We start from the raw sequence: 13,122 nt of genomic DNA, 5'->3' as shown, positions 1-13,122 counted from the left end.
GGTCTGGCAGATAAAACCCGTAGTCTGCATCGCAGGCAAGCCAGCTCCCACAGGGTTGGGGATATTCAGGCAACCTGCGGGGTGGCGCGGGCAACGATGGCTGCCACATTCAAACCCCGCGGCAATGTGCCGTAAACCCGGCCGCTGCCCTGTAGCCGGCTGGCGATAAAGGCGTCGCTGACATCACTGTTACCAGCCTCAAGTAGCAGTTTTGCCTGTAGGCCAAGGGCGATGTCTTCTGTCAGTTGGCGAGCGCGATACTGGATATCGTCAGTGTCGTTGAGCGCCGCCTTAAGCTGCACAATGTGCTGCCCCAGGCACACATCGCCATGCCCGTCGCCCAACTCGGCAAACAGCGCATCGAGCACGCCCGGCTCTTTGGACAAGGCTCGCAACACGTCCAGGCACTGCACATTACCCGACCCTTCCCACGTCGAATTGACCGGCGCCTCGCGATACAGGCGCGGCAGGATGCTGTCTTCGACATAACCTGCGCCCCCCATGCATTCGGCCGCTTCGTTGATCATGGCTGGAGCCCGCTTGCAGATCCAGTACTTGCCCACCGCTGTCACCAACCGGGAAAACCTGGCCTCATGCGGGTCATCCGGATTGTCCAGCGCCCGCCCCATGCGCAGGCTCAGGGCCAGTGCTGCCTCGCTTTCCAGCGCCAGGTCAGCCAATACGTTCTGCATCAGTGGCTGGTCTGCCAACACCCGACCGCCCACCAGTCGATGGGCGCAATGATGGCTGGCCTGGGTCAGCGCCTGACGCATCAAGGCACTGGAGCCGACCATGCAGTCGAACCGGGTCATGGCGACCATTTCAATAATGGTCGGCACGCCACGACCTTCTTCGCCGATCATCCAGGCCAATGCCCCACGAAACTCAACTTCACTGGAGGCGTTGGAGCTATTGCCCAGTTTGTTCTTCAGGCGCTGAATATAGAATTCGTTGCGGCGGCCATCCGGGCGATGGCGCGGCAGCAAAAAGCAGCTCAGGCCTTTTTCGGTTTGGGCCAGGGTCAGAAAGCCGTCACACATGGGTGCCGAGCAGAACCATTTGTGCCCCAGCAGTTCATAGGCCTGCCCCGGCCCTTTGGCCCCTACGGGGTAAGCCCGCGTGGTATTGGCACGCACATCGGTGCCGCCCTGTTTTTCAGTCATGGCCATGCCCAGGGTCACGCCGGCCTTTTGGCTGATATCGACATTACGCGGGTCATATTCAGTGGCCAGCACTTTGGGCAGCCAGATGGCAGCCAGGTCCGGTTGCAGACGCAAGGCCGGCACGCTGGCGAAGGTCATGGTCAAGGGGCAGCCGCTGCCCGCTTCGGCCTGGCTGTGCAGGTAGGTCATGGATGCGCGGGCCACATGGGCACCGGGTTGCGGGTGGGCCCAGGGCAAGGACGGCAAACCATGCTCAATCGCCGTGCGCATCAGTTCGTGGTAAGCCGGGTGAAACTCCACCAGATCAATCCGATGCCCGAAACGGTCATGGCTGACAAACTGCGGTTTGTTTTCATTGGCCAGAAAACCCGCAGCCATCAGCGGGCCGCCCGCCAGGGCACCGTACTCGTCAATCCGCGCCTGCGCCCATCCCGCGCCGAAATGCTGGCTCCAATACTGCAACGGCAGGTCAATGCGGTACAGGTTCACGCCGTCCATTGACGGCGGTTGATTGGTCACCTGATGGGTTTCTGCGTATTGATGCAAGTTCATTGCGCGGGCTCCTTGGGATCGTACCAATGAGCCAGTGAAGCACGCATCTGCGGCTAAACAAGGGGCATAAACGCCTAAAACTCGGCGTTTTTATCGTTATTGTCGATCAGCAGGCGTTGCGCCAAGGTCTGTTGCAAGTCCTCAAAACGCAGCGGTTTCAGCAGATAATCCGTGATCCCGTCAACCTGCTCGCGGGCTTGCTGCGCCTGGGCTTGCGACTCGAACAGCGCCAGCACGGGCAACTGCGCACAGGCGGCCAATGTCAGCAGCTGGCTGCCCATCGACGTAGCACAGACCTGGGCCAACGGGCACGCCAGCAGCACCGCATCGACCCGCTCGCGGCGCAACGCTTCTATGGCCGCCTGCCCCGTGTCAACGCCGAGCACGCGATAACCCAGTTTGAGCAACATGGCGCGCACTACCACAGGGTTTTCCGGGCCTTCTACCAGCAAGACCACACACTCCCCGGGCGCCCTCAGCTGCAACGCCGAATGAGTCGTGTGCGACGGGGTTTGCACCGAGGGTTCAAGCTCCAGCAACAGCTGGAACTGTGAGCCTTGCCCCGGCTGGGAATGGTGGGTCAGGCGCCCGCCGAGCAGTTCCACAAGGCGCCGGCAAATCGCCAGGCCGATACCCAGGCCGCCATATTCACGGGTCATGGAGCCATCAACCTGAAAGAAGTGCTGATAAAGTTCGGCCTCTTCCTGGTGAACAAAACCAATGCCGCTGTCGATTACATTGAACGCCAGCGCCCAGCGCCCGGTCTCTGCGGGTTTACCGGTAACACGCAAAATCACCCCGCCCTCACGGGTGAACTTGATCGCGTTATCCAGCAGGCACTCCATGCACTGGCGAATTTTATCCGCATCACCTACCCATTGATCCGGCAGGTTGCGGCCCACTTCGTACGAAAACTCCAGCCCTTTACTGCGTGCCGCCGGCCTGAACTGATCGCTCAGCCCCTGCAGCAGTTCATTCAGGCTGAAGGGCCGGGGTTGCGCGACCAGTCGTCCGGCCTGCAGTTCGGTCAGGGTCAGGATGCCATTGACCATGTGCATCATTTCTCGTGCTGAACCTTGCGCAGTCTTGGTGTACTGCTCCAGCTCAGGGCTCATGTCCAGGGTTTTGATCAATTCCAGAGAGCCAATGACACCGTTCATGGGCGTGCGCAATTCGTGGGTAACGGTTGCCAGAAACTCGTCTTTGAGCTGGTTGGTACGGGCCAGTTGCTGGTTCATGGCGGCCAGTTTCTGTCCCGATTCCTGCAGCGTACGCGCCTGCAGGTCACGCATGGCGTTGATCCGGTCGGCAAGCGCCAGCGACAGCAGCCCCACCTCGATTGCCGAACCTATCTGGCTGGCGTACATGGTCAGGAAAACGTTCGGCAGGTAACCCAGCACCATCAGCGTATTGACCAGCCCCCCGAGCAGGAAGGCCGACCAGGCGATCACAAAATAACGCGCGACCCGCAGGCCTCGTACCCATGCCACCACACCAGCGGTAAAAATGGTGACAATAAACGCCAGCGCCAGGCCGGTGGCCAGGCGCAACGACACGGCATAGCTGGTGGTCAGTGCGAGCACCATCACCAGAGCACCCACGCCCATCAGCAACATCAGTGCCCGGTCAAGCCAGCGGCTGTGGGAGGCGGTGTGCAAGAAGGAGCGGGCGAACTGGCAACCAAAAAACGCCGATGCACCAATCAGGAACGGGGTGGAGGCATTGGCCCACCACGGGCTGTCAGGCCAGAAGTACTGCACTGCCGCACCGTTGACCGACAGCTGGTAAAGGCCGAACGAGGCAATATAAAAGATGTAGTAGAGGTAGCTGGTGTCACGCACGCTGAGGTAAATAAACAGGTTGTAGACCAGCATCCCCAGCAACACGCCATAAATCAGGCCCAGGATGTAAATCCGCACGGGCTGCTCTTCAAGATAGGCCTGGGCCGACCATAGCGTCAGCGGCGCCTGAACCGAACCCTGGCTGGCCAGACGCAGGTACACCGTCTGGCTTTGCCCCGGGCTGAAGTTGAGCTCAAACAGGTAGTTGTTTTCTTTGATCTGACGACTGTCGAAGGGCAGTGCATCGCCCGTTCGTTCGGCCAGCCGGTAATTGCCCGCGGCGTCTGCCAGGTAAAGCTCGATGGAATCAAGCGGCGGGTATGCCAGCTCCAGCAGCCAGGTGCGATGCACCTGCGGGTCTTGTGGCTGGTAGTGCAAATCCACTTTGATCCAGAAGGCCGAGTGCGAGTAGCCCTTGTTCAGCGTGTCTTTGGTATGGGGCTCGAACAGTTCGCCGTGTGCGGTGACATCTGCCAGAGTCGCTTCGCCGCCCGCGTCTTCGAACACCTGCATCACGCGGCCCAAGGGCAGGCTTTGTGTGGATTCGTCAAAAGCGACTGCGCTGGCCAGCATCGGTAGCCAGCCCAACAACATCATCAGCAAATAGCGCATACAGCCCCAACGTAGCTCACTCGAAGACGCGGGCAACCCCATATTCCCTTTGAGATCGCGTCGACCGAATGACCGGTTAATAATTTGAAGGCACTTTAACATAGCCATTAATGGCACATACACACCATCTAACAATTCATCACAAAGGCTCTAGTACGGGCATTACAGAGCTAAATAAGCGCTGAGACCGAAGATTCTTAAGGCCAGGCAACGGCTTACAAACTTCCGCTAACCTGACACCGAGCAAGCGCCCGTAAAAACTGTTTGGTGGTAAGCTCGCGCACCATGAATATCTACAGTTCTCGCCCCGTTGTCCTCTGTCTCTCCGGCCATGACCCCAGTGGTGGTGCCGGCTTGCAGGCAGATATCGAAGCCCTGCTGGCTCAAGGCTGTCACGCCGCCCCGGTAGTGACCGCCCTGACTGTGCAGAACACTGTCAATGTCCGCGACTTCCGCGTGCTGGATCGCGAGTGGGTACTGGCGCAAGCCGATGCCGTGCTCGGCGACTCCACCGTTGCGGCGGTCAAGCTGGGCATGCTCGGTTCACTGGAGATGGTCGATACCGTAGTCGAACTGCTTCAGGCCAATCCGCATCTGCCGATGGTCTGTGACCCGGTGCTGCGTGCAGGCGGTGGCGGACGACTGGGCAAGGACGAAGTGGGTTACGCCATGCGCGAACGCCTGCTCCCCCTGGCCACCATTGCCACCCCCAACCTTCCCGAAGCCCGCATCCTGGCCGAACTGCCCGATGGCAGCGCCGATGAGTGCGCTGAAAAACTCCTGCCATTTTGTCGGCACCTGCTGATCACCGGCGGTCACGGTGATGAGCACGAAGTGCATAACCGCCTGTACAGCCGCGACGGCAGCCGCCACACCTTTACCTGCCATCGCTTGCCGGGCAGTTATCACGGCTCGGGTTGCACCCTGGCCAGCACGTTGGCCGGGCGCCTGGCCATCGGTGAAGAACTGGTCAGCGCCGTGCAAACCGCGCTCAATTACACATGGCGCACCCTGCGTGATGCAGAGCAACTGGGGCAAGGGCAATTTGTACCGCGCCGCTTGCCGCTGGATTTTTGCTCGTAACCAATGAGGCTCACCCCATGACGCTTCGCGGCCTGTATGCGATCACTGATAGCCAGTTGCTGGCTGGCAAACTGCTGCCCTATGTGGAGGCGGCCCTCGATGGCGGCCTGACCCTGTTGCAATATCGCGACAAAAGCACTGACGACGCCCGCCGACTGCGCGAGGCCGAAGCCTTGCGCGGGTTGTGCGAACGCTACAAGGCACACCTGATCATCAACGATGATGGCGAGCTGGCCGCCCGCCTGGGTGTCGGCGTGCACCTGGGGCAGACCGACGGCCCGCTGACCCCTGCCCGCGCCCTGCTGGGGCCACAGGCAATTATCGGTTCGACCTGCCACAGCCAGGTCGAACTGGCCGAGCAAGCCGCCAAAGAAGGTGCGAGTTATGTCGCCTTTGGCCGCTTTTTCAATTCCAGCACCAAACCCGGGGCGCCAACCGCTACCCTTGAGACCCTGGACCAGGCCCGCGCCCGCCTCAGCCTGCCGATCTGCGTGATAGGCGGAATTACCCTGGACAATGCCGCGCCGCTGGTGGCCCACGGTGCCGACCTGCTGGCCGTGGTGCATGGCCTGTTTGGCGCCGAAAGTGCCCGGGAAGTCACCCTGCGCGCCAAGGCCTTCAACACCTTGTTGTCTATTTAAATACCGAATCCTGATTCTGAGAGAGCCCACCATGTCTCGTTCCGAAACCCTGTTTGCCAACGCCCAGAAACACATTCCCGGTGGCGTGAACTCGCCAGTGCGTGCCTTCAAAAGCGTGGGCGGCACGCCGTTGTTCTTCAAACACGCCGAAGGCGCCTACGTGACTGACGAGGACGACAAGCGTTATGTCGATTACGTCGGCTCATGGGGCCCGATGATTCTTGGGCACAGCCACCCTGACGTGCTGGACGCAGTACGTGCGCAACTGGAGCACGGCCTGTCGTACGGCGCCCCGACCGCCATGGAAACCGAAATGGCCGATCTGGTGTGCTCCATCGTACCGTCAATGGAAATGGTGCGCATGGTCAGCTCCGGCACTGAAGCGACCATGAGCGCGATCCGTCTGGCCCGTGGCTTCACTGGTCGCGACAATATCCTCAAGTTTGAAGGCTGCTACCACGGTCACTCCGACAGCCTGCTGGTAAAAGCCGGTTCCGGCCTGCTGACCCAGGGCGTGCCAAGCTCGGCTGGCGTGCCGGCAGATTTCGCCAAGCACACCCTGACCACCGAGTTCAACAATATCGACGCGGTTGCACAGCTGCTGAGCGAAGTCGGCGACACCGTGGCCTGCATCATCGTCGAACCGGTTGCCGGCAACATGAACTGCGTGCCGCCTGCGCCAGGCTTCCTTGAAGGTCTGCGCAGCCTGTGCGACCAGCACGGCGTGGTTCTGATCTTTGACGAAGTGATGACCGGCTTCCGCGTCGCCCTCGGCGGTGCCCAAGCCCACTACGGCGTGACGCCGGACCTGAGTACCTTCGGCAAGATCATCGGTGGCGGCATGCCCGTCGGCTGCTTTGGCGGCAAACGCGAGATCATGCAGCACATCGCGCCGCTGGGCCCGGTTTACCAGGCGGGCACCCTGTCCGGCAACCCGCTGGCCATGGCCGCCGGCCTGACCACTTTGCGCCTGATCAGCCGCCCGGGCTTCCACGCCGAGCTGAGCGATTACACCACCCGCCTGCTCGATGGCCTGCAACAGCGCGCCGACGCGGCCGGCATCCCCTTCGTGACCACACAGGCCGGCGGTATGTTTGGCCTGTACTTCAGCGGCGCCGATGACATTGTCACCTTTGACGACGTCATGGCCAGCGATGCCGACCTGTTCAAGCGCTTCTTCCATTTGATGCTCGAAGGAGGCGTATACCTGGCACCCAGCGCCTTCGAAGCCGGTTTCACCTCGATCGCCCACGGCGAAGCCGAGTTGCAACTGACCCTGGACGCCGCAGAACGCGCATTTGCTGCACTGAAATAATCCAAGAAACGGCAAGGGCGAGCGCCCTTGCCGTTCTTTTATGCCAGTAATGAGCAGATCTTTTAGCCCACCCGTCCATAATCGTCTTAAATCAATGGATATCGCGCTCAGGCAGCAGAAAAACGAGTAAAGACTTTGTAAGGTTGCCTCTGCTTATTTCATAATGCGCGCCTATACATCCCATGATCGGGTTAACCCGTCATCCAGAGGTACGTCGATTCCCATGAACCGCACCGGCCGCGCCCTTGCACTGGGCTGCCTGTTGCTCCTACAGCCGTTGCTTGCCCAGGCAGGCGGTAACTCGTTGTTGATCCCAGCGATGGGTCGCTGCACCCTCAATACTCAGCCTGAGGACCTCGCCGAGGCGCTTGCAGCCTGTGAAGAGGCGGCCAAAGCCGGGGATGCAGAAGCCGAATACGAGTTGGGCGAGTTCTATTACGACGGTAAAAACACCCCGCAAGACTTCAACAAGGCGCTGAGCTACTTCGAAAAAGCCTCGCTGCAAGGCCACGCCATGGCCCAGTTCCAGCTCGGCACCATGTTTTTCAAAGGCGAAGGCGTGCCGGCCAACAACATTCAGGCCTATATCGTGCTGAAAATGGCTGCGGTCAACGGCGCCGAAGACGCCCTGGACACCGCCGACATGGTGGCCGAGCAAATGCCGCGCGACCAGCTCGAAACGGCTACCCAGATACTCGGACAGATCTTCCGCAAGTATTTGCAGGAGCTGCAATCTACCGACGCCCGCTCGCCGTTTTCACCATTGCCCTGATTTCAAACCCTTACTGGTTTGCTGGCGACAACGTGCCTGTGCCGGATACGGCTTTTCCTGGATGTCATCCGGATGTTCAGCGATTAAATTACCCGTCGCCCCAATGACATTGAAAGCATCACGGCCACTACAGAAAAAATCGCCAGCACATACGAAATCAACGCCAGGTCACTCGCGTGCTTGTGAGCCACCAAAGTCCGCAAGAATGTTATTCCGTAATAGGGCATGACTCGACTGATGGTGAGTGGCACTAATAGAGCGACGCATGAATTTTTCATAGCGCATCACTTAACCCTCCACCGAAAACATTTTTTACCCAACTCAACTTAATGCTGCGCCTGCACAACCTCAAACGCTACGTGAAGACCAACCTCGTCTTATGCATTATGCACACGGGGTGATTCATGGGCTGAGCGCTGCAGCTTGAAGCTGTTAAATATATATCTAGGTAATTATTCTTACGCCAAATAAAGATTAACCTTACTTAAGCTTAAGTTAACTTGATTACGTTGTTTTCACCCATGATTATTATGCCCATCATTGTTCAAAGCCCTGTTTTAGAGCCTTGAACAGAATATGATGATAGGCCGCGACCCTCGATTTAACGGGTTTGACCCGTTACAAGAAACAACTCATGATTTCCTCTCGCTGCCCACGGTCTTGCGCTGCGCAGTAGCTATTGGCGTGTCATCACGCAGTTCACTCTTTAAACGTGGCAATAGTGTGTTCATTTGATTGACGCGCTGTTCTTTGTTTTTGTATCAAATGCGTCGATCTATTTGGGCACGGGGGAATACCTGTGCGTGATCCGAGATATGACATTTTGTTTGAGCCGGTCCAGATAGGGCCCGTGCGTACGCGCAATCGTTTTTACCAGGTACCGCACTGTAATGGCATGGGGCATGTACATCCTTCGGCTATGGCACGTATGCGCGCAATAAAGGCCGAGGGCGGGTGGGGTGTTGTCTGCACGGAAGAGTGCGAAATCAGCCCCTTGAGCGAATTCTCGCCTTATATCGAAGCACGCCTGTGGGACAAGCGCGACATACCGGCGCTGGCTCGCATGTGTGACGCGGTTCACCGGCACGGTAGCCTGGCGGGTGTGGAACTGGCCTTCAATGGCTATTCCGCGCCCAATCGCACCAGCCGCGAAATCCCCTGGGCCCCCTCCAATACCCCCGTGCGCGGCTACGACCCGGTGCAGGCCCGCGCCATGAGCCGCGCCGACATCAAGCAACTGCGCGAGCTGCACAGGGCTGCGGCCTTGCGTGCCCGTGATGCAGGGTTTGACATCATTTATGTATACGCTGGCCATGATCTGGGCTTGCCGTTCCACTTTCTGACGCAACGCAACAATCGCCGCACGGATGAATATGGCGGAGCGCTGTTCAATCGTGTGCGCCTGCTGCGCGAGTTGATAGAAGACACCCGGGATGCCGTCGGTGACCGCTGCGCCGTTGCCGTGCGCCTGGCCGTTGACGAGCAGCAGGGCTGCGCCGGCCTGACCCGGGACAGCGAAGGCGTCGAAGTGTTTTCCATGCTGGCCGAGCTGCCGGACCTTTGGGATATCAACGTTGCCGACTGGGCCAATGACAGCGTGACCTCGCGGTTTGCCCCAGAGGGTTATCAGGAGGCATTCCTCACCGGGCTCAAGGCCTTGACCAGCAAGCCGGTGGTGGGTGTAGGACGTTTCACCTCGCCCGATACCATGGCCTCGCTGGTGCGCCGCGGGGTGTTGGACCTGATCGGCGCGGCCCGCCCTTCTATAGCCGATCCTTTCCTGCCCAACAAAATCGACCAGGGGCGCACCGACGAAATTCGCGAGTGCATCGGCTGCAATGTTTGCGTCAGCGGCGATCACACCAGCACGCCAATGCGCTGCACACAAAATCCGACTATGGGCGAGGAATGGCGACGCGGCTGGCATCCGGAGCAGGTTCCGGTCCGGCGTGCCGAGGGGCGAGCGCTGGTAATCGGCGCAGGCCCTGCCGGTCTTGAGTGTGCCCGGGTACTCGGCGCTCGCGGCCTGGAAGTGATGCTGGCTGAAGCCACTCGCACCCTGGGCGGACGCGTGGCCAGCGAGTCCCGGCTACCGGGGCTGGCGAGCTGGTCGCGGGTGGTCGATTACAGGGTGGATGCCTTGAGCCGTCTGGGCAATGTCGAGATCTACCGTGAAAGCCGCCTTGAAGTGCAGGACGTTCTCGACATTGAAGCCAGCCACGTGTTTGTCGCCACCGGTTCGCGTTGGCGCAACGATGGCCTGGGCCGTGTGTTGCGCCAGCCTCTCCCTGGGCTGGAAAACCTGCCCGTATTCACGCCGGATGATGTGATGGCAGGCGCTGTGCTGCCTTCGCCCGTGGTGGTGTTCGACGATGACCACTACTACATGGGCAGCGTACTGGCCGAGAGCCTGATTGCCCGGGGAGTCGAGGTGCTGTATGTCACCCCGGCCGCAGATGTTGCCCCCTGGACCCACAATACCCTTGAACAGCACCGGATCCAGCGCCGCTTGCTGGAACTGGATGTCACCATCATCACCTCCCATACGCTGTGCAGCCTCACGCCGTACGGTGTACAGGCAGCGTGCACCTACACCGGGCGCCCGCGTTCCATTCCTGCCGCAGGGGTGCTGCTGGTGACCTCCCGCGAGCCTGAGCAGGGTCTGTTCGACGCCCTGCAGGCGGAGCCCCGGGGTGTGCAGCAGGTGATCCAGATCGGTGATTGCCTGGCTCCGGGCACAATTGCTGCCGCGGTGTACTCCGGGCATCGCTTTGCCCGGGAGTTCGACGCCCCCCCCGGGTTGCTTCGCATGCGCCGGGAGTTGGTGGCGCTGGAAGACTGGCCGGCGCCTTGAATTCTTTCTTGAGTGGTCAACCTGTCGCCCGACGGGCAATAGCGACCCGACGGGCGGTTATTACAACAACAATAAGGAATCAACCCATGAAAAAGATACTGTGGATGCTGGCACTGCTGGTGGTGGCCGTGCTGGCTTGTGTCGTAGTCATTGCCCCGGCGCTGGCCAAGGATTACCAAGTCATACGTTTTGGCACCGACCCGACCTACCCGCCCTTTGCCTCGAAAAGTGCCGACGGCTCACTGGTGGGCTTTGAAATTGACCTGGGCAACGCCCTGTGCGAGCGCGTGCAGGCAAGCTGCAAGTGGGTCGAAATCGATTTTGACGGCATGATCCCCAGCCTCAATGCTCGCAAGATCGACGGCATTCTGGCCACTATGGCCGTGACGGCGGCGCGGCAAAGGGTCATTGATTTCTCGTCCGAGGTGATGACCACGCCCAATGCGCTGGTGTTCAAAAAAGGCGCTGGCCTGGATGCCAGCCTGCAGGCGGTAAAAGGCAAAGCCATCGGCTACCTGCAGGGCAGCACCCAGGAGGTCTATGCCAAGGCGGTGCTGGCCAAGGCCGGGGCGAAACTCGTGGCATACCCGGATCAGGATCGGGCCTACGCTGATCTGCAAGTCGGGCGACTGGACGCGGCCCTCCAGGATCTGGTTCAAGCCGAGCTGGGCTTTTTGCGCTCTCCCCAGGGTGCTGCCTTTGAGGCCGGCAAGGCGATTGAAAGCGACCTGATGCCGGGCACCAGCGCCATTGGCATCCTCAAGGGCAATCAAGCACTCAAGGCTATGCTCGATAAAGGCCTCGCCCAACTGCATGCCGATGGCACCTACGCACGGCTGCAAAAGCAGTATTTCGGGGATCTTGTTCTGTACAGCAATAAATGAGCGGCCTTCAGGTTTACGCGCCATTGCTGGCACTGGGCACCTGGATGACGATCAAGCTGGCGCTGATATCACTGCTGCTGAGCCTGTTTCTGGGGCTGCTGGGCGCAGGAGCCAAGTTATCCACAAGCCGTGCGGCGCGATGGATGGCCCGGCTTTACACCACCCTGATCCGCGGCGTGCCCGACCTTGTGCTGATGCTGCTGATCTTCTACGGCCTGCAAACCTGGCTCGGCCAACTCACGGACAGGCTGGGCTGGGCCTATATAGAGATAGATGCCTTCACTGCCGGGGTGATGACCCTGGGCTTTATCTACGGTGCTTACTTCACTGAAACCTTGCGCGGCGCCATTCTCGCAGTGCCCTTTGGGCAGATTGAGGCTGCCAGGGCCTACGGCCTGAGCCCGATGCAGTGTTTTTGTCGTGTGCTGTTCCCGCAGATGATGCGCTTTGCGCTGCCGGGGTTGGGCAACAACTGGCTGGTGCTGCTCAAGGCAACCTCGCTGGTGTCGATCATCGGCCTGGCCGAGCTGGTAAAGGCAGCCAGCGACGCGGGAAAAAGCAGTTTTCAACTGTTTAACTTCCTGGTGCTGGCGGCAGTGATCTACCTGCTGATAGCCGTTGCCTCCAACAGCGTATTGCACAGGCTTGAGCGGCGCTTCGCCGTGGGGTTCGAGCGGGGTGCGCGATGATCGAAGTATTGCTGTCGTATTGGCAGCCTTTTTTGTATAGCGATGGCCAGCAGATCAGCGGTCTGGCCATGACCTTGTGGCTGACCACTGCTTCCATCGGCATGGGTTTTGTACTCTCGATCCCGCTGGCCATTGCCCGGGTTTCTGAAAACCGCTGGGTGCGCTGGCCGGTGCATGGCTTTACTTACCTGTTTCGCGGCACGCCGCTGTATATCCAGCTGTTGATCTGCTACTCGGGCATCTACAGCCTTGCCGCCGTTCAGTCGCAGCCGTTGCTGGGCGCATTTTTTCGCGATGCCATCAACTGCACCCTGCTGGCCTTCACCCTCAATACGTGCGCCTACACCACGGAAATCTTCGCCGGTGCGATCCGTTCAATCGCCCGGGGGGAGGTACAAGCTGCCCGGGCGTATGGCTTCAATGGCTGGAAGCTCTACTGCCGCGTCGTCATGCCCCAGGCACTGCGCCGCGCCTTGCCGGTTTACAGCAACGAAGTGATCCTGTTGCTGCACTCCACCACCCTGGCCTTCACCGCCACGGTCCCTGACATTCTCAAAGTCGCCCGGGATGCCAACGCGGCCACCCTTCAGACCTTCCCTTCGTTTGTCATCGCTGCCGGGCTGTACCTTATCGCCACCTTTGCCCTGGTGGGCCTGTTTCGCCTGGCCGAGCGGCGCTGGCTGGCATTTCTCGGCCCGCGCCGATAGGAGAACCCC

The 13,122-nt window shown here is 60.0% G+C and carries 10 protein-coding genes; 8 read left to right on the top strand and 2 right to left on the bottom strand.

Annotated features, from left to right (window positions below):
• Nucleotides 1-65: 65 nt before the first annotated feature.
• Together PPTH39_RS07360 and PPTH39_RS07355 are read right to left on the bottom strand one after the other, a co-directional pair.
• On the bottom strand, nt 66-1,715 hold the full coding sequence (locus PPTH39_RS07360) for an acyl-CoA dehydrogenase family protein (protein WP_095023447.1): 1,650 nt from the start codon (nt 1,713-1,715) through the stop codon (nt 66-68).
• Between the two features lie 74 nt (nt 1,716-1,789).
• Nucleotides 1,790-4,168: a hybrid sensor histidine kinase/response regulator gene (locus PPTH39_RS07355; RefSeq protein WP_095023448.1), complete on the bottom strand. Its 2,379-nt coding sequence runs from the start codon at nt 4,166-4,168 to the stop codon at nt 1,790-1,792.
• Between the two features lie 285 nt (nt 4,169-4,453).
• Here PPTH39_RS07355 and PPTH39_RS07350 point away from each other — a divergent pair, with 285 nt between their 5' ends.
• From PPTH39_RS07350 to PPTH39_RS07315, 8 genes are all read left to right on the top strand, one after another.
• Nucleotides 4,454-5,251 carry a hydroxymethylpyrimidine/phosphomethylpyrimidine kinase gene (locus tag PPTH39_RS07350; RefSeq protein ID WP_094999413.1) on the top strand — a complete coding sequence of 266 codons (798 nt, stop codon included), beginning with the start codon at nt 4,454-4,456 and terminating at the stop codon, nt 5,249-5,251.
• Between the two features lie 17 nt (nt 5,252-5,268).
• Complete coding sequence (gene thiE, locus PPTH39_RS07345) at nt 5,269-5,892, top strand: thiamine phosphate synthase (RefSeq protein WP_094999414.1); 624 nt, start codon at nt 5,269-5,271, stop codon at nt 5,890-5,892.
• A 31-nt stretch (nt 5,893-5,923) separates the two neighbouring features.
• The gene (gene hemL / locus PPTH39_RS07340) at nt 5,924-7,207 is read left to right on the top strand and encodes a glutamate-1-semialdehyde 2,1-aminomutase (protein WP_095019041.1); all 1,284 of its coding nucleotides are present in this window, start codon (nt 5,924-5,926) and stop codon (nt 7,205-7,207) included.
• Nucleotides 7,208-7,430: 223 nt separating this feature from the next.
• A complete protein-coding gene (locus tag PPTH39_RS07335; protein WP_094999416.1) occupies nt 7,431-7,979 on the top strand; it encodes a tetratricopeptide repeat protein in 549 nt (182 codons plus the stop codon).
• 799 nt (nt 7,980-8,778) lie between these two features.
• Nucleotides 8,779-10,833, top strand: a complete 2,055-nt coding sequence (locus tag PPTH39_RS07330; protein WP_130871823.1) for an oxidoreductase — start codon at nt 8,779-8,781, stop codon at nt 10,831-10,833.
• An 86-nt stretch (nt 10,834-10,919) separates the two neighbouring features.
• Complete coding sequence (locus PPTH39_RS07325) at nt 10,920-11,717, top strand: transporter substrate-binding domain-containing protein (RefSeq protein WP_095020948.1); 798 nt, start codon at nt 10,920-10,922, stop codon at nt 11,715-11,717.
• Entirely contained in the window at nt 11,714-12,406 is a 693-nt protein-coding gene (locus tag PPTH39_RS07320; RefSeq protein WP_095019043.1) for an ABC transporter permease, read from the top strand. The genes PPTH39_RS07325 and PPTH39_RS07320 overlap by 4 nt, the downstream gene beginning before the upstream one ends.
• Nucleotides 12,403-13,113: an ABC transporter permease gene (locus PPTH39_RS07315; RefSeq protein ID WP_095024987.1), complete on the top strand. Its 711-nt coding sequence runs from the start codon at nt 12,403-12,405 to the stop codon at nt 13,111-13,113. Before PPTH39_RS07320 ends, PPTH39_RS07315 begins: the two co-directional genes overlap by 4 nt.
• Nucleotides 13,114-13,122 lie beyond the last annotated feature (9 nt).

Origin of the sequence: Pseudomonas bubulae (assembly GCF_900618535.1) — a bacterium.
Lineage (GTDB): Bacteria > Pseudomonadota > Gammaproteobacteria > Pseudomonadales > Pseudomonadaceae > Aquipseudomonas > Aquipseudomonas bubulae.
Note: the sequence above shows the minus strand (reverse complement) of the source record. Positions and strands in the feature narration are given on the sequence as shown.

Bases quoted from the DNA above. Each gene is read 5' to 3' on its own strand.
- PPTH39_RS07360 (WP_095023447.1), bottom strand. From the start codon at position 1,715: ATGAACTTGCATCAATACGCAGAAACCCATCAGGTGACCAATCAACCG.
- PPTH39_RS07355 (WP_095023448.1), bottom strand. From the start codon at position 4,168: ATGCGCTATTTGCTGATGATGTTGTTGGGCTGGCTACCGATGCTGGCC.
- PPTH39_RS07350 (WP_094999413.1), top strand. From the start codon at position 4,454: ATGAATATCTACAGTTCTCGCCCCGTTGTCCTCTGTCTCTCCGGCCAT.
- thiE (WP_094999414.1), top strand. From the start codon at position 5,269: ATGACGCTTCGCGGCCTGTATGCGATCACTGATAGCCAGTTGCTGGCT.
- hemL (WP_095019041.1), top strand. From the start codon at position 5,924: ATGTCTCGTTCCGAAACCCTGTTTGCCAACGCCCAGAAACACATTCCC.
- PPTH39_RS07335 (WP_094999416.1), top strand. From the start codon at position 7,431: ATGAACCGCACCGGCCGCGCCCTTGCACTGGGCTGCCTGTTGCTCCTA.
- PPTH39_RS07325 (WP_095020948.1), top strand. From the start codon at position 10,920: ATGAAAAAGATACTGTGGATGCTGGCACTGCTGGTGGTGGCCGTGCTG.
- PPTH39_RS07320 (WP_095019043.1), top strand. From the start codon at position 11,714: ATGAGCGGCCTTCAGGTTTACGCGCCATTGCTGGCACTGGGCACCTGG.
- PPTH39_RS07315 (WP_095024987.1), top strand. From the start codon at position 12,403: ATGATCGAAGTATTGCTGTCGTATTGGCAGCCTTTTTTGTATAGCGAT.